The organism is Luteimonas sp. A277, assembly GCF_054052045.1.
This window is the reverse complement of the sequence record NZ_JBSVRG010000003.1, coordinates 218,625-240,531: the sequence shown is the minus strand read 5'-3', so window position 1 is coordinate 240,531 and position 21,907 is coordinate 218,625. Positions and strand designations below refer to the sequence as shown.

Annotated in this window: 19 protein-coding genes and 2 pseudogenes; 13 read left to right on the top strand and 8 right to left on the bottom strand. The window is 67.1% G+C overall.

The genetic code is table 11. From position 1 onward, the window contains the following. Positions 1–32 precede the first annotated feature (32 nt). Positions 33–911, bottom strand: a complete 879-nt coding sequence (sucD, locus tag ACW7G2_RS04715) for a succinate--CoA ligase subunit alpha (protein ID WP_456973242.1) — start codon at positions 909–911, stop codon at positions 33–35. A gap of 25 nt (positions 912–936) precedes the next feature. Beyond that, a complete protein-coding gene (sucC, locus tag ACW7G2_RS04710; protein ID WP_456973240.1) occupies positions 937–2,103 on the bottom strand; it encodes an ADP-forming succinate--CoA ligase subunit beta in 1,167 nt (388 codons plus the stop codon). Between the two features lie 203 nt (positions 2,104–2,306). Here sucC and ACW7G2_RS04705 point away from each other — a divergent pair, with 203 nt between their 5' ends. From ACW7G2_RS04705 to ACW7G2_RS04695, 3 genes and pseudogenes are all read left to right on the top strand, one after another. Beyond that, positions 2,307–3,926 (top strand): sensor histidine kinase, encoded by a 1,620-nt coding sequence (locus ACW7G2_RS04705; protein ID WP_456973238.1) that lies wholly within the window; start codon positions 2,307–2,309, stop codon positions 3,924–3,926. A gap of 105 nt (positions 3,927–4,031) precedes the next feature. Continuing rightward, positions 4,032–5,178 (top strand): annotated as a pseudogene (locus tag ACW7G2_RS04700) (sigma-54-dependent transcriptional regulator); the annotation flags it as partial. A 65-nt stretch (positions 5,179–5,243) separates the two neighbouring features. After that, positions 5,244–5,408 (top strand): annotated as a pseudogene (locus ACW7G2_RS04695) (helix-turn-helix domain-containing protein); the annotation flags it as partial. A gap of 30 nt (positions 5,409–5,438) precedes the next feature. Here ACW7G2_RS04695 and lptG read toward each other — a convergent pair. Beyond that, complete coding sequence (gene lptG, locus ACW7G2_RS04690) at positions 5,439–6,548, bottom strand: LPS export ABC transporter permease LptG (protein ID WP_456973237.1); 1,110 nt, start codon at positions 6,546–6,548, stop codon at positions 5,439–5,441. Then, positions 6,545–7,633 (bottom strand): LPS export ABC transporter permease LptF, encoded by a 1,089-nt coding sequence (gene lptF / locus ACW7G2_RS04685; protein ID WP_456973235.1) that lies wholly within the window; start codon positions 7,631–7,633, stop codon positions 6,545–6,547. Before lptF ends, lptG begins: the two co-directional genes overlap by 4 nt. A gap of 152 nt (positions 7,634–7,785) precedes the next feature. On the opposite strand from lptF, the gene ACW7G2_RS04680 reads away from it, so the two are divergent. Genes ACW7G2_RS04680 through ACW7G2_RS04670 form a run of 3 tightly spaced genes read left to right on the top strand, consistent with a single transcriptional unit; the run spans position 7,786 to position 12,540 of the window. Continuing rightward, complete coding sequence (locus ACW7G2_RS04680) at positions 7,786–9,261, top strand: leucyl aminopeptidase (protein ID WP_456973233.1); 1,476 nt, start codon at positions 7,786–7,788, stop codon at positions 9,259–9,261. 9 nt (positions 9,262–9,270) lie between these two features. Next, positions 9,271–9,696 (top strand): DNA polymerase III subunit chi, encoded by a 426-nt coding sequence (locus tag ACW7G2_RS04675; protein WP_456973231.1) that lies wholly within the window; start codon positions 9,271–9,273, stop codon positions 9,694–9,696. Positions 9,697–9,708: 12 nt separating this feature from the next. Beyond that, positions 9,709–12,540, top strand: a complete 2,832-nt coding sequence (locus ACW7G2_RS04670; protein ID WP_456973229.1) for a valine--tRNA ligase — start codon at positions 9,709–9,711, stop codon at positions 12,538–12,540. A gap of 41 nt (positions 12,541–12,581) precedes the next feature. Here the strand turns inward: ACW7G2_RS04670 and rimI are convergent, their stop codons facing one another. Genes rimI through pssA form a run of 3 tightly spaced genes read right to left on the bottom strand, consistent with a single transcriptional unit; the run spans position 12,582 to position 14,094 of the window. Next, positions 12,582–13,022, bottom strand: a complete 441-nt coding sequence (gene rimI, locus ACW7G2_RS04665) for a ribosomal protein S18-alanine N-acetyltransferase (RefSeq protein WP_456973334.1) — start codon at positions 13,020–13,022, stop codon at positions 12,582–12,584. A 38-nt stretch (positions 13,023–13,060) separates the two neighbouring features. Beyond that, positions 13,061–13,321 (bottom strand): hypothetical protein, encoded by a 261-nt coding sequence (locus tag ACW7G2_RS04660; protein ID WP_456973227.1) that lies wholly within the window; start codon positions 13,319–13,321, stop codon positions 13,061–13,063. Next, complete coding sequence (pssA, locus tag ACW7G2_RS04655; RefSeq protein WP_456973225.1) at positions 13,318–14,094, bottom strand: CDP-diacylglycerol--serine O-phosphatidyltransferase; 777 nt, start codon at positions 14,092–14,094, stop codon at positions 13,318–13,320. The genes ACW7G2_RS04660 and pssA overlap by 4 nt, the downstream gene beginning before the upstream one ends. A 125-nt stretch (positions 14,095–14,219) precedes the next feature. Between pssA and ACW7G2_RS04650 the strand changes: the two genes are divergently transcribed. The 3 genes from ACW7G2_RS04650 to ACW7G2_RS04640 all read left to right on the top strand — a co-directional run bounded on the left by ACW7G2_RS04650 (position 14,220) and on the right by ACW7G2_RS04640 (position 16,909). Continuing rightward, positions 14,220–14,597: a DUF4124 domain-containing protein gene (locus tag ACW7G2_RS04650; protein WP_456973223.1), complete on the top strand. Its 378-nt coding sequence runs from the start codon at positions 14,220–14,222 to the stop codon at positions 14,595–14,597. A 116-nt stretch (positions 14,598–14,713) separates the two neighbouring features. Further along, positions 14,714–16,405, top strand: coding sequence for a proline--tRNA ligase (locus tag ACW7G2_RS04645; RefSeq protein WP_456973221.1), 1,692 nt, complete (start codon positions 14,714–14,716; stop codon positions 16,403–16,405). A gap of 147 nt (positions 16,406–16,552) precedes the next feature. Beyond that, the gene (locus ACW7G2_RS04640; protein ID WP_456973219.1) at positions 16,553–16,909 is read left to right on the top strand and encodes an H-NS histone family protein; all 357 of its coding nucleotides are present in this window, start codon (positions 16,553–16,555) and stop codon (positions 16,907–16,909) included. A 66-nt stretch (positions 16,910–16,975) separates the two neighbouring features. On the opposite strand, the gene ACW7G2_RS04635 is transcribed toward ACW7G2_RS04640, so the two are convergent. After that, positions 16,976–18,226 (bottom strand): threonine/serine ThrE exporter family protein, encoded by a 1,251-nt coding sequence (locus ACW7G2_RS04635; protein ID WP_456973217.1) that lies wholly within the window; start codon positions 18,224–18,226, stop codon positions 16,976–16,978. A 138-nt stretch (positions 18,227–18,364) separates the two neighbouring features. Here ACW7G2_RS04635 and ACW7G2_RS04630 point away from each other — a divergent pair, with 138 nt between their 5' ends. Genes ACW7G2_RS04630 through ACW7G2_RS04615 form a run of 4 tightly spaced genes read left to right on the top strand, consistent with a single transcriptional unit; the run spans position 18,365 to position 21,889 of the window. Next, the gene (locus ACW7G2_RS04630; protein ID WP_456973215.1) at positions 18,365–19,480 is read left to right on the top strand and encodes an MlaE family ABC transporter permease; all 1,116 of its coding nucleotides are present in this window, start codon (positions 18,365–18,367) and stop codon (positions 19,478–19,480) included. 5 nt (positions 19,481–19,485) lie between these two features. Continuing rightward, positions 19,486–20,304: an ABC transporter ATP-binding protein gene (locus ACW7G2_RS04625; protein ID WP_456973213.1), complete on the top strand. Its 819-nt coding sequence runs from the start codon at positions 19,486–19,488 to the stop codon at positions 20,302–20,304. Between the two features lie 2 nt (positions 20,305–20,306). Further along, positions 20,307–21,233: an MlaD family protein gene (locus ACW7G2_RS04620; RefSeq protein WP_456973211.1), complete on the top strand. Its 927-nt coding sequence runs from the start codon at positions 20,307–20,309 to the stop codon at positions 21,231–21,233. Continuing rightward, on the top strand, positions 21,230–21,889 hold the full coding sequence (locus ACW7G2_RS04615; RefSeq protein WP_456973209.1) for an ABC-type transport auxiliary lipoprotein family protein: 660 nt from the start codon (positions 21,230–21,232) through the stop codon (positions 21,887–21,889). The genes ACW7G2_RS04620 and ACW7G2_RS04615 overlap by 4 nt, the downstream gene beginning before the upstream one ends. The last annotated feature ends 18 nt before the right edge of the window (positions 21,890–21,907 follow it).

Sequence of the window (21,907 nt, the reverse complement as noted above, 5' to 3'; positions counted from 1 at the left end):
GCCTTCCTGTATCTGCACAGCTGGCTGGAAGATCAGCCGTTGAGCAGCTTGGCGATCGCCGGGCCGAGGTCGCCAGGCGACTTGACCGTGGTCACGCCGGCCTTTTCCAGCGCGGCGAACTTGCCTTCGGCCGTGCCCGAACCGCCCGATGCGATCGCACCGGCGTGGCCCATGCGCTTGCCCGGAGGGGCGCTGGCGCCGGCGATGAAGCCGACCACCGGCTTGGTCACGTGCTCGGCGATGTACTCGGCCGCTTCTTCCTCGGCACTGCCGCCGATTTCGCCGACCATGATGATGCCTTCGGTCTGCTCGTCGTCCTGGAACAGCTTCAGGCAGTCGATGAAGCTCAGGCCGTGGATCGGGTCGCCGCCGATGCCGATCACCGTCGACTGGCCCAGGCCCGCGTCGGTGGTCTGCTTCACGGCTTCATAGGTCAGCGTGCCCGAACGCGACACGATGGCCACCTTGCCGGCCTGGTGGATGTGGCCCGGCATGATGCCGATCTTGCACTCGCCCGGAGTGATGATGCCGGGGCAGTTCGGCCCCACCAGCACGGTGTCCGGGTAGGTCAGGTTCAGGGTCTGCTTGACCCGCAGCATGTCCAGCACCGGGATGCCTTCGGTGATGCACACGATCACCTGGATGCCGGCTTCAGCGGCCTCCAGGATGGCGTCGGCCGCGAACGGCGGCGGCACGTAGATCACCGAAGCGTTGGCGCCGGTTTCCTCGACCGCATCGATCACGGTGTTGAACACGGGCAGGCCCAGGTGCTCGCTGCCGCCCTTGCCCGGGGTCACGCCGCCGACAACCTTGGTGCCGTACTCGAGCATCTGCTCAGCGTGGAAGGTGCCCTGCTGGCCGGTAAAGCCCTGCACGATCACCTTGGTGTTTTTATTGACGAGAACGCTCATTGCGATTGGATCCTTGGAAGTGGGGTCAGGCAGCCTTGGCTGCGGCGACGGCCTTGCGGGCACCGTCGTTGATGTCGTCGGCCGAGGTGATCGCCAGGCCGGAGTTCTTCAACATCTCCTTGCCCGCGTCCACGTTGGTCCCCTCCAGGCGCACGATCACCGGCACCTTGACGTCCACTTCCTTGACCGCGGCAATGATGCCCTCGGCGATCATGTCGCAGCGCACGATGCCGCCGAAGATGTTGACGAAGATCGCCTTCACATCGTCGGACGACAGGATCAGCTTGAACGCCTCGGTCACCCGCTCCTTGGTGGCGCCGCCGCCGACATCGAGGAAGTTGGCCGGCGAGCCGCCCTCCAGCTGGATCACGTCCATGGTGGCCATGGCCAGGCCCGCGCCGTTGACCATGCAGCCGATGTTGCCGTCCATGGTCACGTAGTTCAGGTCGTGCTGGCTGGCGGCGACCTCGGTCTCGTCTTCCTGGCGGATGTCGCGCATGGCCACCAGGTCCGGGTGGCGGTAGGCGGCGTTGTCGTCAGAGTCGACCTTGCCGTCGAGCACCGCCAGGCTGCCGTCGGTGAGGATGGCCAGCGGGTTCAGTTCAACCAGCGCCAGGTCCTTCTCGTTGAACAGCTTGTACAGCCCCATCATGATCTTCGACAGCTGGCCGACCTGCTTGGCGTTCAGGCCGAGCGCGAAGCCCAGGTCGCGGCACTGGTACGGCTGCAAACCCTGGATGTAGTTGACGTTGAGGGTCTGGATCTTCTCCGGCGTCTCGGCGGCCACCTGCTCGATGTCCATGCCACCTTCGCTGGAAGCGATGAAGGTGATCGACTGGGTCGAACGGTCCACCAGCACCGACAGGTACAGCTCCTTGGCGATATCGGTGCCTTCGGAGATCAGCACCGAATCGATCGGCAGCTCGACGCCCGCGGTCTGGTAGGTCGCCATCTTCGTACCAAGCATCGCCTTGGCGTATTCGCGCACTTCATCGTGGGTCTTGGCCAGCTTCACGCCGCCTGCCTTGCCGCGGCCACCCGCGTGGATCTGCGCCTTGACCACCCACAAGTTGCCGGGGATGGCCTTGGCGGCCTCGACGGCCTCTTCGGGAGAGCGCGCGATGCGCCCCGCGGGAACTGCGATGCCGTAATCGACAAACAGTTGTTTTGCCTGGTATTCGTGGAAATTCATGTGGGATCCATGCGTGGGAGGGGTCAAATGCGCCCCGGAGGTCCGCACGGACCCGGGGCGCCGCACCGCGCATGCCGCGCGCGGCCGGTCCACATATTCTCGCCGATGCGGCTGGCGCGGGCAAAACACCCCTCGCCGGGGCGTCGCCGGAGCCCTCACCGGCGAGCCTATACTCGGCCCCTGGATCCTGACGGCCGCATCACTTGCCCTCGATTTTCGCTCCACCCGCCTATACCCAGCGCGTCCTGCGGCGCGAGCTGTACCTGTTCGCGCTCTACCGCCTGCTTGAAGCCAGCCTGCTCGCCCTGGTGGTATTTGGGCCTTGGGAGTTTTTGAGCGGCGAGCCACGCAATATCGCGCTGGCCACCGCCGCGTGCCTGGCCTACCTGCCGGCGGCGATGCTGCTGTTCTTCTGGTCGCGCCGCACCGACACGCGGATGTCGGAAGTAGCGCTGGTGGGGGTATGCACCGACATCATCGTTGCCGCGCTGGTCACCCATGCCATTCCCCAGGCAGGACCGGGCGTGGCCCTGATGCTGGTGTTCAACCTGGGCGCGGCGGCGCTGTTCCTGCGCCTGCAGGCTGGACTGGCCGTGGCCGCCTTCGCCGCGGCGGCGCTGGTGGTGGAGTTCGTGTGGAGCAGGCTGGATGGCAGCGCAGGCGATCGCCCGCTGGCCGAACTGCTGATGTTCACCTTCAGCTTCTTCGCCATGGTGACGCTGACTTTCCTGCTGGGCCAGCGCCTGCGCACCAGCCAGGACCTGGCGGACCGGCGCGGCGCCGAGGCCGAGAACCTCGCCGGGATCAACGAGCTGATCATCCGCCGCATGCGCACCGGGGTGCTGATGGTCGACGCCACCCGGCGCGTGCGCCTGGCCAATGAAGCGGCGACACAGCTGTATGGCGAAACCGAACAGGGTCTGGAGGGGCGCGCGCTGTCGGATCTGTCGCCCGAGCTGACCGACCGGCTCAAGGAATGGCTGCGCACGGGCGCGCTGGATGACACCCCGATGGGTTACGGCAGCGAGCGGCTGGAAGTGCAGCCGCGCTTCACCCGCCTGCTCAACGACAGTGACACCGTACTGGTGTTCCTCGACGACGCCTCGCTGGTCTCGCGCCGGGCGGAATCGCTGACGCTGTCTGCAATGGGCCGCTTCTCCGCCAGCCTGGCCCATGAAATCCGCAACCCGCTGGCGGCGATCAACTACGCGGTCCAGCTGCTGGAAGAGTCCACCAGCCTGCCGGATACCGATCGTCGCCTGCTCGAGATCATCCACCAGCAGTGCCAACGCACCAACGGCATCGTGGAAAGCGTGCTGGGCCTGGCGCGGCGCGAACGCGCCATGGGCGAGCAGCTGGAGCTGGTGGCCTTCTCGCGCCGCTTCGTCGACGAATTCTCCCGCACCATGACGCCGGAAAACGGCGTCCTGCAGGTCAACGATCGCCAGAAGCCTCTGATCGGGGTGTTCGATCCCGGCCACCTGCAGCAGATCCTCACCATCCTGGTGCAGAACGCCATCAACTACGGCCGCCTGCCGGGCGAAGCCGCCCGGGTCACCATCGCGGTGAGTGAACTGGACGGACGGCCGGTGATCGAAGTGCTGGACCGTGGGCCCGGCGTGCCGGACGCGATCGCCGCGCAGCTGGGGCGTCCGTTCTTCACCACCTCCGAACACGGCACCGGCCTTGGCCTCTATATCGCCCGTGAGCTGAGCCGCTCCAACGGCGCCAGCCTGGATTACGTATCGGTGCCGGGCGGCGGTGCCTGCTTCCGCATCGTCCTCGCCGGACGCAATCCGCTGCTGGCCACGCAGCTGCCCTGACAGGGGCATAAAAGCGCTGAAAAAGGGCACCTCCCGCCCCATATCGTTACTTTGGTCCTGCCCCAAGGCACAATGGATGCCGAATCCGCACTGCCAGGCCCGTCAATGAGTGAAAACAGCAGCGTTCTGATCGTCGATGACGAGCATGACATCCGCGAGCTGCTGGTCCTGACCCTGGGACGCATGGGCCTGCGCACCGATACCGCTGCCAATCTCACCGCCGCCCGGCAGCTGCTCAGCGCCAATACGTACGACCTGTGCCTGACCGACATGCGCCTGCCCGACGGCTCGGGGTTGGAGCTGGTGACCGAGATCGCCACCCATTTCCCCGACACGCCGGTTGCAATGATCACGGCCTACGGCAACGTCGAAGCCGCCGTGGAGGCACTCAAGGCCGGCGCGTTCGACTTTGTCAGCAAGCCGGTGGACGTGCACATGCTTCGCGGCCTGGTGCGCCAGGCGCTGGACCTGTCGCAGAACAGCCAGCAGCAGCCGGAAGAGGCCAATCGCCTGTTTGGCGAATCCGAAGCGATGATCACCCTGCGCCGGACCATTTCCAAAGTCGCGCGCAGCCAGGCACCGGTGCACATCAGCGGCGAATCCGGCACCGGCAAGGAGCTGGTGGCGCGCACCATCCATGCCCAGGGCGCGCGCTCAGCCGGCCCCTTCGTGCCGGTCAACTGCGGCGCGATTCCCAACGAACTGATGGAAAGCGAGTTCTTCGGCCACAGGAAGGGCAGCTTCACCGGCGCCCATGCCGACAAACCCGGACTGTTCCAGAGCGCCGATGACGGCACCCTGTTCCTGGACGAAGTAGCCGAGCTGCCACTGTCGATGCAGGTCAAGTTGCTGCGCGCGATCCAGGAAAAAAAGGTGCGCCCGGTCGGCGCGCAGACCGAGGTGGACGTGGATGTGCGCATCCTCTCGGCCACCCACAAGGACCTGGCCGCGCTGGTCGAGGACGGCAGCTTCCGCCACGACCTGTACTACCGCATCAACGTGATCGGCCTGCACGTGCCGCCGCTGCGCGAGCGCACCGGCGACCTGCCGCTGCTGTCCACGGCCATCCTGCAGCGCCTGGCCCCGGCCATGAACCGCAGCGTGCCCCAGCTCTCGCCCCAGGCATCCGCTGCGCTGGAGGAATACGGCTTCCCCGGCAACGTACGCGAGCTGGAGAACATCCTCGAGCGCGCCATGGCCCTGGCCGACGGCGACGCCATCGAGGTCGAGGACCTGCAGCTGCCCCGGCACGAGCCGCGCCCCCCGCAGTCGCCCGCCGCCGGGCAGGGCGTGGACCCCTCCCGCCTCAGCCCCTATGACACCGCCTCCAGCGCCCTGCCTTCGTACATCGAGGAAATCGAGCGCGCCGCCATCCAGCAGGCGCTGCAGGAAAACCGCTACAACAAGACCAGGACCGCCGCCGCGCTGGGCATCACCTTCCGCGCCCTGCGCTACAAGCTCAAGAAGCTGGGCATCGACTGAACCGCCACCCGGGCGGGCCAGCGCGGCACGTCAGCCGCTGCGGCGCCGGAACAGCAGGAACGAGATCGTCAGCATCAGCACCGGTGGCAACAGGTAGGCGATGCGGAAGTCGAACTGGTACACGCCCGCCAGGCGCACGAACTGGTTCTGCAGCAGCCAGAACCCGAGTCCGAACACCACCCCGATGAACAGCCGACGCCCCTGCCCGCCGCTGCGCAGGCTGCCGAAGGCGAACGGGATCGCCGCCAGGCACAGCGCCAGCACGTTGAGCGGATAGAACCAGCGGCCCCAATAATGCTCCTCGTACTCGCTGGCATCCAGTCCGTTGCGTTGGCGGTAATCGATGCCCCGGCGCAGGTCCGACGTGGTCTGGTAACGGGGCCGCCACAGGTTGCCGGCGGTGGCCAACGCGGCCGCATCCAGCTGCGAGGTCCAGCGCTCCTCCATCACCTCGGTCTCGGAGACCGAGCGCTCCTCGAACCACACCCGGCGCACCCCCTGCAGCAGCCAGCCATCACCGTCATGCGCGGCGCTGGCCGCCCTGGCCACCGACGCCAGGCGGCCCTCTTCGTCGAATTCGAACAGGCGCACGTCGCTCAGTTCCAGCCATTGCCGATCGCCCTCGCGCCGCTCTTCGCCGCCCTGGGCGTTGAGGAAGGTATCGCCCTCGCGCGCCCACAGGCCCGAATAGCGGGCCACGATCAGGTCGCTGGATTTGGCCGCCGCCTTCATGTTGTCCGCGCTGCGCTGGGCCCACGGCGCCAGGGTTTCGGCGTTGAGGATCATGACCACGGTGATCAGCAGCAGCGGCACTGCCACCGACGCGCTCAGCCTCTTGCGCGACAGGCCCACCGCCCGCAGCGCGGTCAGCTCCGAGCTGGCGGCCAGCACGCCCAGCCCCATCAGCGTGCCGATCACCGCCCCGGTCGGGAACATCATGTAGGCCCGGCGCGGGAGGGTGTAGATGACATAGGTGAGCGCCGGGACGAAGCCGTAATCGCCCTCGCCGATATCATCGATCTCCGCCAGCAGGCCGCTGATCATCAGGTCCAGCCCGGTGAGCACTGCCCAGGTCAGCAGCACGCTGGTCAATACCACGCGCGCCACGTACAGGTCGTGGATTTTTGGCAACATCTTCATGCCCGTCGCCTCCACGGAGCGCGGCGCAAGCGGCCGTCGTCAAAATACATCCACAGCCCGAGCGCCAGGACCGGCAGCACCAGCCACCACAGCCCCAATCCCAGCGGAATGGTGCCTTCGGCCAGCCAGTCCTGGCCCAGGATCATCAGGTTGACGCTGACGAAGTACCCGAGGAAAGCAAGCATGGTGCGGCCGTAGCGCGATTGCCGGGGCGGGCTGCGCGCCAGCGGCACTGCCAGCAGCCCGAAACCCAGCGCCAGCAGCGGCGGCGCCAGGCGGAAGTGCAACTCGGCCCGCGCCTCCGGGCGCTCATCGCCCAGCAGCGCCAGGGTGGGCATCAGCTCCGGGTCTTCCTCGTCCCGGCTGTGGTCAGCCGGGGGCAGGCGCAGCTCATTGCTGGCAAACCGCATCAGGCGGAAATCCAGCCCGTCTTCCTGCGGCCCTTCCACGCGGAAACCATCATCAAGGACCAGGTAGCGTTCGCCGTCGGGCTCCACGTTCAGCCGCCCGGTCGTCGAGGTGGTCACGTCCATGCGCGCACCTTCCTGCTGGTAGACGAACACCCGCGTCATCTGGGTGCCATCCCCCGACATGCCGCCCACGTAGACCACCCCGCCACCGCCTGGAATCTCCACGAACCGGCCCGCCTCCAGCCCGGCCACCATCATGCTGCGGCTGCCGGCTTCCACCATGCGCGCGGAATAGTCGCGCGCCCAGGGCCCCAGCCACATCGAGCACACCGCCACCAGCAGCACCATCGGCACGATCAGCATCAGCACCGGCCGCAGCAGCCGCCGCGGCCCCACGCCGGTGGCGGTGAGCACCGGCATCTCCGAATCCCGGTACAGCCGGCCCACCGACAGCAGCAGGCCCAGCAGCAGGCCCAGCGGCAGGATCAGCGGCAGGTAGTTGAGCACCTGCAGGCCGAGCTGGGACAGCATCATCCCCGCCGGCACCCGCCCGCGGGCGATATTGCCCAGCACGTCGGCGAACACGCCGCCAAGGCTGACCACCATCAGCACGACCATCACGGCAAAGGTGGCCTGGGCGAATTCGCGGAACAGATAGCTGTCGAGTTTGGGCATCAAAAGGGTGCTTGCTTTAGACTTGGGGATTCACTTTTGTTCTTTACAGCATGCTTCCACGCCGCCCGCGAAGGCGCAGGCTGGCCGATCCGCAGAGCCGGATCCGGGCGTGGATTGTCCGATTGTAAGGAACTGGACACGGAATCTCGTTGATGACCCTGGAATTCACCCTGAATCATGCTCCCGCCGCGACCGCCGACACCGGCTGCGTTGTGGTGGGCCTCTTCGCCGACAAGGCCCTGACCCCCGCCGCTGCGGTGCTGGACGAGGCCAGCGGTGGCCGTCTGTCGCGCCTTGTCGCGCGTGGCGACCTGCCCGGCAAGCCCGGCAGCGCCGTGCTGCTGCACGAACTGGAAGGTATCACCGCGCCACGGGTGCTGGTGGTTGGCCTGGGCGAGCGCGACCGGTTTGACGCCGCGCGCTACCAGCAGGCGGTGGCCACCGCGGCGCGTACGCTCAAGACCGGAGCCACGGATTCCGCGCTGCTGACCCTGACCGAGGTGCTGGTGAAGGACCGCGACGCGGCCTGGAACATCCGCCAGGCGGTGATCACCACCGACCACGCGACCTACCGCTATACCGCCACCCTGGGCGAGAAGAACAAGAAGCGCGAGCACACCGGCCTGACCTCGGTGGCCGTGGCCGGCGACGATGCCCAGGCCCTGGCCCAGGGCAGGGCGATCGCCGCAGGCGTGAAGTTCGCCCGCGAGCTGGGCAACCTGCCGCCGAACATCTGCAACCCGGCCTACCTGGCCGACCAGGCCCGCGATTTTGCCAGCCGCTTTGAAAAAGCCGGCTGCACGGTGCTCGAAGAAGAACAGATGGAAGAGCTCGGCATGGGCTCGCTGCTGTCGGTGGCGCGCGGCTCGGCCAACCGTCCGCGGCTGATCGTGCTGGAGTGGAACAATGGTGGCGACGCCAAGCCCTACGTGCTGGTCGGCAAGGGCATCACCTTTGATACCGGCGGGATCAACCTCAAGACCCAGGGCGGCATCGAGGAGATGAAGTACGACATGTGCGGCGCCGCCACGGTGCTGGGCACGTTCGTGTCCGCGGTGGGCCTGGAACTGCCGATCAACCTGCGCGTGGTGGTACCGGCGGTGGAGAACGCCATCGACGGCGACAGCTACCGCCCGTCCGACGTCATCACCAGCATGTCCGGCAAGACGATTGAAGTGGGCAACACCGACGCCGAAGGCCGCCTGATCCTGTGCGATGCGCTCACCTATGCCGAGCGCTTCGAGCCCGAGGCGCTGGTGGACGTGGCCACCCTCACCGGTGCCTGCATGGTCGCGCTCGGCCGCCAGGCTTCGGGCCTGATGAGCAAGCACGACGACCTGGCCAACGAGCTGCTGGCCGCCGGCGAGACCGTGTTCGACCGCGCATGGCGCCTGCCGCTGTGGGATGAATACCAGTCGATGCTCGATTCCAACTTCGCCGACATCTACAACATCGGTGGACGCTGGGCGGGCGCGATCACCGCAGGCTGCTTCCTCTCGCGCTTCACCGAGGGCCAGCGCTGGGCGCACATCGACATCGCCGGCAGCGCCAGCGGCGACGGCAAGATGGGCATGGCTTCCGGACGCCCGGTGGGCCTGCTCAGCCAGTGGCTGCTGGACCGCGTCTGAGGCCTGGCAGTGCGCGCCGACTTCTACCTGATCGCCAAGCCGCGGTTCCGCGACGAACCGCTGCGCCTGGTGTGTGAGCTGGTGCGCAAGGCGCACGCCGCCAACCTGCCCACCCTGGTGCTGGCGCGCGACCGCACCCAGGCCGAGCTGCTGGACGACCTGCTGTGGGACATGGGCGACGACGCCTTCATCCCGCACCAGATCGCCGGGCTTGACCCTGATGAAGACGGCGAAACGCCGGTGCTGATCGCCGGCCCGGAGTACGACGCGCCAATGCGCCCGCTGGTGATCAACCTGCGCGATGCGGCGGTGGAAGGCGGCTTTGAGCGGGTGCTGGAAGTAGTGCCCGCCGATCCTTCCGCACGCGATCCCCTGCGCGAACGCTGGAAACAATACCGGGCCCGCGGGCTGCAGGTAACCAAGCACGATATGTGAGAGCAGCAGACCATGTCCCTGGCCCCCAGTTACAACCCCGGCAGTTTCGAGTCCCGCCTGTACGCCGAGTGGGAGTCATCGGGCGCGTTCGCGCCGCGCGGTGACGGCCCCGCGTACACCATCCTGCTGCCGCCGCCCAACGTCACCGGCACCCTGCACATGGGCCACGCGTTCCAGCACACCCTGCAGGACGCACTGGTGCGCTACCACCGCATGCGCGGCTACCGCACCCTGTGGCAGATGGGCAGCGACCACGCCGGCATCGCCACCGAGATGGTGGTGACCCGCAACCTGGCTGCCGAAGGCAATGGCGAGACCCGCGATTCGCTGGGCCGCGACGGCTTTATCGCCAAGGTCTGGGAGTGGAAGCAGCAGTCCGGCGACACCATCGAGCGCCAGATGCGCCGCATGGGCGTGTCCGGGGACTGGTCGCGCAAGGTCTTCACCATGGATGACGGCCCCTCGGCTGCCGTGGTGGAAGCCTTCGTGCGCTTGCACGAGCAGGGGCTGATCTACCGCGGCAAGCGCCTGGTCAACTGGGATCCGGTGCTGCAGACCGCGGTGTCCGACCTGGAAGTGGTCAACGAGGAAGAGAACGGCCATCTGTGGTCGATCCGCTATCCGCTGGCCGGCGGCGCCACCTACGAACACATCGAACAGGACGCCGACGGCAACGAGCTGCGCGAGACCCGCGACTACCTGGTGGTGGCCACCACCCGGCCGGAAACCATGCTCGGCGACAGCGCGGTGATGGTGCATCCGGAAGACGCGCGCTATGCCGGCCTGATCGGCAAGGCAGTGACGCTGCCGCTCACCGGGCGCGAGATCCCGGTGATCGCCGACGACTACGTCGACCGCGACTTCGGCACCGGCGTGGTCAAGGTCACTCCCGCGCACGATTTCAACGACAACGCGGTGGGCCAGCGCCACAACCTGCCGCTGATCAACATCTTCACCGCCACCGCCTGCATCAACGACGAAGCGCCGGAGCAGTACCGCGGCCTGGACCGCTTCGACGCCCGCAAGGCGGTGCTGGCGGACCTGGAGGCCGAGGGCCTGCTGGTTGAAACCAAACCCCACAAGCTGCAGGTGCCGCGCGGCGACCGCAGCGGCCAGGTGATCGAGCCGTACCTGACCGACCAGTGGTTCGTGCGCATGGACGGGATGGGCAAGCGCGGCCTGGAGCTGGTTGAAGGCGCTGATGGCAAGCCGGGCGCGGTCAAGTTCGTACCGCCGAACTGGATCAACACCTATCGCCACTGGCTGGGCAACATCCAGGACTGGACCATCAGCCGCCAGCTGTGGTGGGGCCACCGCATTCCGGCCTGGTTCGACGATCAGGGCAACGCCTATGTAGGTCGCGACGAGGCCGATGCGCGGGCGCGCGCCGGTCTGGGCACCGATGTGCCACTGCGTCAGGACAGCGATGTGCTGGAAACCTGGTTCTCCTCCGCGCTGTGGCCGTTCAGCACCATGGGCTGGCCGGACGAGGCCGCCATGGCCGAGCGCGGCTTTGGCGACTTCCTGCCTTCAAGCGTGCTGGTGACCGGCTTTGACATCATTTTCTTCTGGGTAGCCCGGATGATCATGATGACCGACCAGTTGACCGGCCAGGTGCCGTTCCGCGATGTCTACATCACCGGCCTGGTGCGCGACCGCGACGGGCAGAAGATGTCCAAGTCCAAGGGCAACATCCTCGACCCGCTGGACATCATCGACGGCATTGGTCTGGACGAGCTGGTTGCCAAGCGCACCACCGGTCTGATGCAGCCGCAGATGGAGGCACGGATCGACAAGGCCACCCGCAGGGAATTTCCCGACGGCATCGATGCGCACGGCGCCGATCCGCTGCGCTTCACCATGGCCGCGCTGGCCGGCCCGGGCCGCGACATCAAGTTCGACCTGGGCCGCGCCGAGGGCTACAAGAATTTCTGCAACAAGCTGTGGAACGCCACCCGTTTTGTGCTGATGAACACCAAAGGGGTGGATGCCAGCGGCGCCCACGAGCCGGTGACCGACGCCGAGAAATGGATCCTGGCGCGCCTGGCGGCCACCGCCGCCGAGGCAGAGGCCCACTTCGCCAGCTACCGCTTCGACCTGCTGGCGCAGGCGCTGTATGAGTTCACCTGGGACGAGTTCTGCGACTGGTTCCTGGAGCTGGCCAAGCCCGCGCTCAACGGCACCGACACCGCGGCCGCCGACAGCACCCGCCGCACCCTGCTGCACGTGCTGGAGGCGCTACTGCGAATGCTGCATCCGCTGATCCCGTTCGTGACCGAGGAGCTGTGGCGCCATGTGGCTCCGCGGCTGGGCATGCAGGCAGACACCATCAGCCTGCAGCGCTATCCGCAGGCGGCCGACTTCGACAGCGGCGCCTATGCACAGGCCGAATCGGACGTGGAATGGCTCAAGCAGATGGTGTCCGCCCTGCGCCGGATCCGCAGCGAGCTCGGCGTTTCCCCCAACCGGCAGGTTCCGCTGCTGGTGCAGGGCGGCAGCGCCGACGACACCGCCCGACTGCAGCGCTTTGATTCACAGCTGCGCTTCCTGCTGCGCCTGGACGGGATAGAAGCCGTCGAAGGCGATCCGCCGCCTTCCGCCACCGGCCTGGCCGGGGAGCTGAAGCTGTTCGTGCCGCTGGAAGGCCTGGTGGACCTGGACGCCGAACGCGCGCGTCTGGACAAGGAGATCACCCGGGTCTCGGCCGAGAAGGACAAGAGCAGCGCCAAGCTGGCGAAGTTCAGTGACAAGGTGCCGGCCGCCGTGGTCGAGCAGGAGCGCAAGCGCCTGGCTGACTGGACTGCCCAGCTGGACAACCTCAGCGCGCAGCGCGCGCGCCTGTAAGGCTTGCCGGGGCTGTTGCAGACAGCCTCGGCGGCAGCGCCTCAATCGCCGAACAGCTCCCGCGCCATCACCAGCGCGTCTTCGCGACCTTCGTGGTCCGGGTAGTAGCGCGGACGCCGGCCGATCTCGTTGAAGCCTTCGTCGTGATAGAGCGCCACCGCGTGCTCATTCGAAGGCCGGACCTCCAGGTACATCCGCTCCGCGCCTTGCTGGTGGGCGATCTTCAGCAGCGCGTGCAGCAGACGGCGGCCGTGCCCGTGACTCTGCAGTCGCGGATCCACGCAGATGTTGAGCAGGTGCGCCTCGCCCGCCGCCACGCTCACCACCCCGTATCCGCACAGTCCCTCCTCTTGGTGCAGCACCCACGCCTGGTAGCCCGCCCGCAGGCAGTCGCGGAAGATGCCCGCGGCCCAGGGGAAGGGATAGGCGCGAAGCTCGATCTCCATGACGGACTCGACGTCCGCCTCGCGCATCGGCCGCATTGCCGGGCGCGATGCCGGCAGCCCGGCGGCCGGGGCGCTCACGCCGGCGGCTGTCCGCGCATCGCCCGCAGCCGCGGCCAAAGGGCACGTTTTGCCGCCGGATCGCGCAGCTGGGTCAGTGGCGACCAGGAACGATACAGCGCCCCGGCATCGGCCGAATTCCGGTCACGCCCGGCAGCCTGCAGCAGTGCGTCAAGCAGCGGATCGTCCGGCAGTTCAACTGCCTGCGGATCAATCCGCTGCCACAGCGGATAGCCCAGCGCTTCCAGTGTTTCGCGCTGCAACCCGTCCCAGCTCATGCGGCTGCCTCTGCCGGCCTCCAGCGGCGCCAGAGCCAGGTCGCCGGCCCGGACAGGGCGTACAGCAGCGAAGCGGCAAGCAGGGTTTTGGGGGGATCGATCCACAGCGCGATCAGCAGCCCGACGGCAATCAGCAGCGCCACGAACGGCACCCTGTCCGAACGCGGTCCGCTGCCACTGCCCTTGAAGCTGGAATAACGGATGCGGCTGACCATCAACAATCCGGAAACCACGGTCACCGCGATCGCCGCGAAGCGCATTTCATAGCCGCCCATGCCCAGCGTGTGCGCGGTCCACACGAAGCTGGCCATCAGCCCCGCCGCGGCCGGGCTGGCCAGGCCCACGAACCAGCGCTTGTCCACCTGCGACACCTGGCTGTTGAACCGCGCCAGCCGCAGCGCGGCGCAGGCGGCATACAGGAACGCCGCCAGCCAACCCACCCGGCCCAGGGTGACGCCATCCAGCCGCAGCTCCAGCAGTGCCCAGTGATACATCACCAGGGCAGGCGCCATGCCGAAACTGATCAGGTCGGCCAGGGAGTCGTACTGCACGCCGAACTCGCTCTGGGTGTTGGTCAGGCGCGCTACGCGCCCGTCGATCCCGTCCAGGATCGCAGCCACGAAAATGGCCGCGCAAGCCGGACCAAACCTTCCCTGGGAGGCGGCGATGATGGCAAAAAATCCTGCGAACAGCCCCCCTGTGGTGAACAGGTTCGGTAGCAGGTAGATGCCGCGGGGTCGGGTGCGGGCGGCCGGGGTTTGCTGATCATCCATGCCCGCAGTTTACGGCCCCGGAGCGGAATCCGCAGTTTTCCTTCTTTGCATCCCGATGCGGCGACTTGCGCCCCCGGCAAGGGAGTGCTGCAATCGCTGCCATTCCCAGTCCAGCCGGAGTCTCCATGCGCCTCGCGATTGTCTGTGCAGTTCTTTCCTTGGCCGCAGCCACCGCAGGTGCCAGCGACATCTACCAGTGGACCGACGTCCGTGGCGTTACCCACTACTCCGAAAGCCCTCCCCCCGCTGGCACCCAGTACCAGGTGCGCCGGATCACCGATTCCGGCGCCGGTCTGCGCACCGAGCAGCCCGCCAGCGCCGCACCCGAAGTCAATCCCCAGTGCACCGCCGCGCAGGCCAATATCGAGGTCCTGCAGAGCGAGGGCCCGGTGTTCCAGGAGGATGACAGCGGCGAACGCGTTGCCCTGAGCGACGACGACCGCAGCCGCCAGCTGGAATTGGCCCAGGCCGCGGTACGGGCCTACTGCAGCAGCGCCAGCTGAGTTTCAGCAGCCGGCCCAGCCGGCCCGCCGGCCCGCCGGCACGGACCATGGCGGCCCGCGGCCACCCGCACGGCACATGGCACAATGCCCGGCCCTCCTTTGCCGAAGCCTGATCCATGCGCCTGTCGCGATTCCACCTGCACACCACCCGTGAAGTCCCCGCCGACGCCGAGATCGCCAGCCACCGGCTGATGCTGCGCTCCGGTCTGATCCGGCGCCTGGCCGCGGGCCTGTACACCTGGTCGCCGCTCGGCCTGCGCGTGCTGCGCAAGGTGGAGGCCGTGGTGCGCGAGGAAATGGATGCCGCCGGCGCAATCGAACTGCTGATGCCGGCCGTGCAGCCGCGCGAGCTGTGGGAGGAAAGCGGCCGCTGGGAGGAATTCGGCGGCCAGCTGCTGAAGCTGCAGGACCGCAAGCAGGCCTGGTATTGCGTCGGCCCGACCCACGAGGAAGTGATTACCGACTTCGCCCGCAACGAACTGTCCAGCTACAAACATCTGCCGGTCAATTTTTACCAGATCCAGACCAAGTTCCGTGACGAGATCCGGCCGCGCTTCGGGGTCATGCGTTCGCGCGAATTCCTGATGAAGGATGCGTATTCGTTCCATATCGATGCCAGTGGCCTGGCGGACGAATACGCCAATATGCACGCGGCCTATACCCGCATCTTTACCCGCCTGGGCTTGGACTTCCGCGCCGTGCAGGCCGATTCCGGGGCCATTGGCGGGGATTCCTCGCAGGAATTCCACGTGATGGCCGAATCGGGCGAGGACGCCATCGCTTTCTCCGATGGCTCCGATTACGCGGCCAACGTGGAAGCCGCGACGGCGGCGGAACCGGGCCCGCGCCCGGCCGCAGCCGAAGAAATGCGAAAAGTGGAAACCCCGTCACAGAAAACCTGCGCGGCGGTGGCGGAACTGCTGGATATCCCCCTGCAGCGCACCGTCAAATCGGTGGCGACGATGACCGACAACGGTTTCGTGCTGGTGCTGGTCCGCGGCGATCACGAGGCAAACCCGGTGAAACTGGCCAAGGCCGCCGGAATGGCCGATTACCGCATGGCCACCGAGGACGAAATCATCGAACACCTGGGCAGCGAGCCCGGCTTCATCGGCCCGGTCAATCCACGCGCTGCGATCCGGGTGATCGCCGACCGCGAAATCGCCGCCATGGCGGATTTCGTGGTGGGCGCCAACGAGGCCGGTTATCACCTCACCGGAGTCAATTGGGGCCGCGACCTGCCCGAGCCCGACATCGTGGCCGATGTGCGCAGCGTGCTTGCGGGCGACCGTGCCGCCGACGGCGGCGTCCTGCAGATCGCCCGCGGTATCGAAGTGGGCCACATTTTCCAGCTGGGCCGCAAATACAGCGAATCGATGGATTTCACCGTGCTGGACGAGAATGGCAGCTCGGCCCATCCGTGGATGGGCTGTTACGGCATCGGCGTATCGCGCATTGTTGCAGCGGCAATCGAGCAGAACCACGACGAGGCGGGAATCATCTGGCCCGAGCGGCTGGCGCCGTGGCGGGTGGCGGTGTGCATCATCAACCCGAAGAAGAATCCCGAGGTGGATACCGCCGCTGCGGAGCTTTACGCGGAGCTGGCCGCTGCCGGCATCGATGTGCTCCTGGACGACCGTGGCCTGCGGCCCGGGCCGATGTTTGCCGATATGGAGCTGATCGGCATTCCCCATCGGGTGGTGGTATCGGAACGCGGCCTGGCCGCACAGACCTATGAATACCGCGCCCGGACCTCCGAAGCCTCCGAAAACCTGGACCGCGAGGCCCTGCTGGCACGCATCGGCTGAACAGCGCGTCGGTATCCACGGGTCCGTGCGGCGTGAAATACGCCGCCGGGGTTTGTAAGTCATTAACCCGATCGATTACCATCTCGGTTCCAGCGGCGGGCGCCCTCGCGCCTTCCGCATAATCCTCCAATAACAAGGAGCGCTTCAATGGCAATCGACCTCAATGAACTGACCCCGAAAGAACTCGGCAGCCTGATCACGCGGGCCAAGCGGCGCCAGGTCATCCTGAAGAAGCGCAAGCCCATCGCGACCGTTCGCAACAGGCTCATCACCCAGGCGGAAGCCGAGGGTTACACGATCGAAGACCTGTTTGGCGTCGTGGCAACGAAGAAGACCGCGACCCGCAAGACGACCAAAACCACCACCAAGGGCCGCAAGGTGCCGCCGAAATACCGCAACCCGGAAAACCCGGAGGAGACCTGGACCGGTCGTGGCAAGCAGCCGCGCTGGATGGTGAGGGAAATCGGAACCGGCAAGCAGGTGGAGGATTTCCTGATCAAGTGATCGGGCCCCACCCTGCCCTGTGAAACGCCGGCTATTCGCCGGCGTTTCCATTTCAGGCAAACCCGCTCAGAGATTCTTGCGCGCCGGCAATATCAGGTTGCCGAACAGCAGTCCGGCAATCAGGGCGAGAATGATGTTCATCACTGCCATCATCGCCTCCTGGCCCACGGCCAGGCTCTGCTGCTGGATCAGGTCCATCAATCCGCGCAGGCTGGCCGTTCCAGGCACCAGCATGATGATCCCCGGCACCCGCACGATCGCCCCGGGACGGTTGGCCCAGCGCGCGTACCCGTTGCCGGCCGCTGTCACTACAAGCGCCGCCAGGAACAGCCCGACCGACACTCCCCACGCCAGGCCTGCGTAGCGGGAAATCAGGTAGCCGGTTGCGGCCGCGGCCATCACCAGCGGCACATCGCGCATGCGGGCGCGGAACAGCACCGCAAACGCCGCCGCAGCCACTACCAGGCCCGCCCACTCCACCCAATCGGGCTGGGGGCGCCAGGCACGCACCTGCGGCTCGATGCCCATCATCTGGGCCAGGGTCAGGGCGATCATGGTGCCCACGGTGAGCTTGAGTACGGTGGCAATGGCACCGGAAAACCGCGCCGTGCCTGACACCAGGTGCTGGCTGGTGAGCTCATTCACCGCATTGGTGAGCGCCATACCGGGCAGCAGCACCAGCAGGGAGGCGATCATCACCGTGTTGAGGTTGAGCGGGCCCACCGTGCTGGCCACCGCGATCGCGGCCGCGGCCGCCACCATGCCGGCGATCGCCTCGAACGCCTCCTTCAGGCGGTCGCCGTTGCGGGTCACCATGTCCAGCAGGCCCACCAGCAGGCCGATGCCCGCGGCGGTGGCGATATCCAGCCATGGCAGCCGCCACAGGCTGGCAACGCCCGCGGCGATCAGCACAAAGCCCAACGCGTGCAGGATCTTTCCGCCGCGGCTGGGCCTGCGCCGGTCCAGATCAAGCAGGGCCGCATGGCCTTCGGACAGATCCAGCGTGCCCGCCAGGACTTCTTCGGCGATCCGGTCCGCCTCGCTCAGCTTGTAGAGATCCACCTCGCCCAGGCCCATGCGCAGCACCCGGGTGGTATCGCTTTCACCCGGGGGACATTGGGGATCACTGAAAGAAAACAGCATGCCCGTGGGCGACACCCTGGGCTCGCAATCCAGTCCAAGCTGCTGGGCCACGCCGATCACCGCGCCCTCAAGCCGCTGCGCGGTGGTGCCATAGGCGTGCAGGTGCTCGGCCAGTTCCACCACGAAGGCGATCCGGGCTGCATAGCTGTAGGTAAGGGGAGGCAATCGGGTCATCACAACAGCATGGCATGGGGCCCGCCGGACGGACAGGCCCGACGCACCGGTGCCCCGTGGCGAGGCGCATTTCACTCCCTTGCGACACGATCTCGTACTCTATTGCCTCCCCAGGCCCCTGGCACTCCAGACCGCTGCATGCCGCTTCCTCCCGCTCCGCCGACCGCCCACAGCGATTCCAATGACCCGGCCCGCCTGCGTCTGGAAGGCCGATGGACGCTGCGTCACACCGGACTGATCGGCGAGGTGCTGGCCGAGGCGCCCGGGCAGGTGGCGAGCATCGACGCCACCGGGGTGGAGCGGCTGGATACCCTGGGCGTGCTACAGCTCATCCGTTTCGCACGTAGGCACGAGCTGGACTTCTCCGCGATCGACTTCCACCAGGACCACCACGCCCTGGTCGCCGCCATCGAGGATGTGCAGGACGACCGGCCCGAACGCCAGCACGAATACGGCTTCGGGGCCGCACTGGGCAGGCTGGGTTACGCGGTCCACGACAATCTGAAGGAAGCCACCTCGCTGGTCAGCTTCCTGGGCGAGAACCTGGTCAAGCTGGTGCGCCTGGTCAAGGAGCCCTCGCGCTTCCGGCTCACCTCCACGGTGCACCACATGGAGCAGGTGGGACTGGACGCGGTGCCGCTGGTGATCCTGCTCTGCTACCTGGTGGGCGCGGTGATCGCTTTCCTGGGCGCGACCATCCTTGCGGACTTCGGCGCAGAGATCTTCGTGGTCGAACTGGTCAGCATTGCCTTTCTGCGCGAGTTCGGCGTGCTCCTGACCGCAATCATCCTGGCCGGGCGCACCGCGAGCGCGTTCACGGCCCAGATCGGCGCCATGGTCAGCCGCGAGGAAGTCGATGCCATCCGCACCCTGGGCCTGGATCCGATCGACCTACTGGTGCTGCCCCGGCTGCTGGCCCTGCTGGTGATGCTGCCGCTGCTGACTTTCCTGGCGATGATCGCGGGCCTGGCCGGCGGCCTCAGCGTAGGGGTGTTCAGCCTTGAAGTACCCCCGCAGGCCTATCTGGCGCGGATGCAGGACACCTTCGAAATGCGGCACATGGTGATCGGCCTGTCGAAGGCGCCGCTGTTCGCGCTGCTGATCGGGCTCATCGGCTGCCTGGAGGGCCTGCAGGTGACCGGTACCGCGCAGTCGGTGGGCGAGCGCACCACCTCCAGCGTGGTGCAGGCGATCTCGCTGGTGATCGTGATCGACGCATTCGCGGCGATCTGGTTCATGCACATGGGCTGGTGAGGACGATGGCTGCAGAAAACACGGACGAGCCGATCATCCGCATCCGCGGACTGGAGAACCGTTTCGGCGAACAGGTGGTGCACGAAGACCTGGACCTGGACGTGCGCCGGGGCGAGATCCTCGGCGTGGTCGGCGGCTCGGGCAGCGGCAAATCGGTGCTGATGCGCACCATCATCGGCCTGCGCCGGCCCAACGCCGGCAGCATCCAGGTGCTGGGCCAGGATGCGCTCAGCGATGACCGCCGCGCGCGCCACCACATCGAGCGCAACATCGGCGTGCTGTTCCAGGACGGCGCGCTGTTCTCCTCGCTGACCGTGGGCGAGAACGTGCAGGTGCCGCTCAAGGAGTACTACCCGGACCTGGGCGACTCGCTGCGCTATGAGCTGTCGCTGCTCAAGGTGAAGCTGGCCGGCCTGCCCGCCGATGCGATCGACAAGCTGCCCTCGCAGCTGTCGGGTGGCATGCGCAAGCGCGCGGGCGTGGCGCGTGCGCTGGCGCTGGATCCGCCGCTGATGTTCCTGGATGAACCCACCGCCGGACTCGACCCGATCGGCGCGGCGGCGTTCGACCAGCTGATCCGCACCCTGCAGCAGGCCCTGGGCCTGACGGTATTCCTGATCACCCATGATCTGGATACGCTGTACACCATCTGCGACCGGGTCGCCATCCTGGCCGAGCGCAAGGTGCTGGCCACCGCCCCGATCCAGGAAGCGGAGCAGATCGACCATCCGTGGGTGCAGGAATACTTCCACGGTCCGCGCGCACGCGCAGCACGCACCGCGCGCGACGGCAACCCCACACACGACACACCGCTGGAAGCCTGACCATGGAAACCAGAGCCAACTACGTCCTGATCGGCGCCTTCACCATCGCGGTGGCCGTCTTCGGCCTGCTGTTCGCACTGTGGGCCGCCAAGTTCGCCTCCGATCGCAGCTGGCAAACCTACGCGGTGGTGTTCAACGAGCCGGTCACCGGCCTGTCCGAGGGCAGCAGCGTGCAGTACAACGGGATTGCGGTGGGCACCGTGCAAGGCCTGCAGCTGTCGCCCGACGACCCCCGCCAAGTGGTGGCCAGGTTGCGCATCGACGCCCGCGCGCCGGTCAAGTCCGATACCCAGGCCCGTCTGTCGATGACCAGCTTGACCGGTCCGCCGATCATCCAGCTCACCGGCGGCAGTCCCGAAGCTCCACGTCTGGTCGACACCACCACCCGCGACGTGCCGATCATCCCGACCGCGCCATCGGCGCTGCAGAACATCGCCGACACCGCCAACCGCCTGGTCGAACGGCTCGACGGCCTGCTCAGCGAGGAGAACATCGCCAGCATCGAGAGCACCCTGGCCCACATCGAGAATGCCACCGCAGCCTTCGGCGATCGGCGCGAGGACATCTCCGCCCTGCTGCGCAGCGCACGTGATACCAGCGAACAACTGGAACAGACCCTGGCCACTGCCAACAGCACGATCAAGGATTTCGACCGCAACTTCGTGCAGGAGCTGCCGCCGCTGATGGAGCGGCTGGACGGCACCATGGTCCGGCTCGACTCGGCCGCCGACGGCGCCGACGCGATCCTCAACGAGAACCGCGCCGCGATCAACAGCTTCGCCAACGAAGGCCTGTCCCAGCTCGGTCCGACCCTGGGCGAACTGCGCGGTCTGGTGCGTGATCTTCGCCGGATCAGCGACCGTCTCGACAACAATCCCGTCCGCTATCTGCTGGGCCGCGACACGCCCACGGAGTTCGAACCCGAATGAGCGTCCATCACATCCCCGGCTTCCGCGTCGCTGCCATCGGCGGTCTGGCCCTGCTGCTGGCCGGCTGCAGCCTGCTCGGTGACAGCGGTCCGCGCGAGCGCGGTGCAATCTATTCACCCGACGTGCGCGTGCAGGCCGATCCTTCCTGGCCCAAGGTGGACTGGCAGCTGTCAATCGGAAGCGCCACCGCCGCACGCATGGTCGACAGCCCGCGTATCTCGGTCCGCCCTGCCCCATCGCAGCTGCAGGTCTATGCCGGCGCTTCCTGGGCACAGCCGTCAACCGATCTGCTGGAAACCACGGTGCTGCGTGCGTTCGAGGATTCCGGCCGCATCGACGCGGTGGCCCGCAGCGAAGTGGGCATCCGCCCGGACTACAAGCTGGTGATGGATATCCGCCGGTTCGAGGCGGACTACGCCGGCCAGGCGACCCCCAGCGCCACCATCGAAGTGGCTGCCAAGCTGCTCTACAACCGCGACCAGCGGGTGGTGGCTTCGCGCACCTTCCTTGAAGCCGTGCCTTCCCCCGGCACGGCCGTGCCGGAGGTCGTCACCGCGTTCGAACAGGCCCTTGCTGCGATCAGCACCGACCTGGTGGGCTGGACTCTGTCCAGCGGCCAGGCCGATGCACAAAGGGCGGACGCACCCCTGCCCTAGCCCGGCCCCGCTTCCGGA

What these genes read in the sequence shown, in the direction of transcription:
- ACW7G2_RS04625 (WP_456973213.1), top strand. Translation starts at nt 19,486, where the DNA reads ATGGCTGCAGAAAACACGGACGAGCCGATCATCCGCATCCGCGGACTG.
- pssA (WP_456973225.1), bottom strand. Translation starts at nt 14,094, where the DNA reads ATGGATGATCAGCAAACCCCGGCCGCCCGCACCCGACCCCGCGGCATC.
- ACW7G2_RS04680 (WP_456973233.1), top strand. Translation starts at nt 7,786, where the DNA reads ATGACCCTGGAATTCACCCTGAATCATGCTCCCGCCGCGACCGCCGAC.
- rimI (WP_456973334.1), bottom strand. Translation starts at nt 13,022, where the DNA reads ATGCGGCCGATGCGCGAGGCGGACGTCGAGTCCGTCATGGAGATCGAG.
- ACW7G2_RS04645 (WP_456973221.1), top strand. Translation starts at nt 14,714, where the DNA reads ATGCGCCTGTCGCGATTCCACCTGCACACCACCCGTGAAGTCCCCGCC.
- lptF (WP_456973235.1), bottom strand. Translation starts at nt 7,633, where the DNA reads ATGCCCAAACTCGACAGCTATCTGTTCCGCGAATTCGCCCAGGCCACC.
- ACW7G2_RS04630 (WP_456973215.1), top strand. Translation starts at nt 18,365, where the DNA reads ATGCCGCTTCCTCCCGCTCCGCCGACCGCCCACAGCGATTCCAATGAC.
- sucD (WP_456973242.1), bottom strand. Translation starts at nt 911, where the DNA reads ATGAGCGTTCTCGTCAATAAAAACACCAAGGTGATCGTGCAGGGCTTT.
- lptG (WP_456973237.1), bottom strand. Translation starts at nt 6,548, where the DNA reads ATGAAGATGTTGCCAAAAATCCACGACCTGTACGTGGCGCGCGTGGTA.
- ACW7G2_RS04650 (WP_456973223.1), top strand. Translation starts at nt 14,220, where the DNA reads ATGCGCCTCGCGATTGTCTGTGCAGTTCTTTCCTTGGCCGCAGCCACC.
- ACW7G2_RS04635 (WP_456973217.1), bottom strand. Translation starts at nt 18,226, where the DNA reads ATGACCCGATTGCCTCCCCTTACCTACAGCTATGCAGCCCGGATCGCC.
- ACW7G2_RS04640 (WP_456973219.1), top strand. Translation starts at nt 16,553, where the DNA reads ATGGCAATCGACCTCAATGAACTGACCCCGAAAGAACTCGGCAGCCTG.
- ACW7G2_RS04620 (WP_456973211.1), top strand. Translation starts at nt 20,307, where the DNA reads ATGGAAACCAGAGCCAACTACGTCCTGATCGGCGCCTTCACCATCGCG.
- ACW7G2_RS04670 (WP_456973229.1), top strand. Translation starts at nt 9,709, where the DNA reads ATGTCCCTGGCCCCCAGTTACAACCCCGGCAGTTTCGAGTCCCGCCTG.
- ACW7G2_RS04660 (WP_456973227.1), bottom strand. Translation starts at nt 13,321, where the DNA reads ATGAGCTGGGACGGGTTGCAGCGCGAAACACTGGAAGCGCTGGGCTAT.
- sucC (WP_456973240.1), bottom strand. Translation starts at nt 2,103, where the DNA reads ATGAATTTCCACGAATACCAGGCAAAACAACTGTTTGTCGATTACGGC.
- ACW7G2_RS04615 (WP_456973209.1), top strand. Translation starts at nt 21,230, where the DNA reads ATGAGCGTCCATCACATCCCCGGCTTCCGCGTCGCTGCCATCGGCGGT.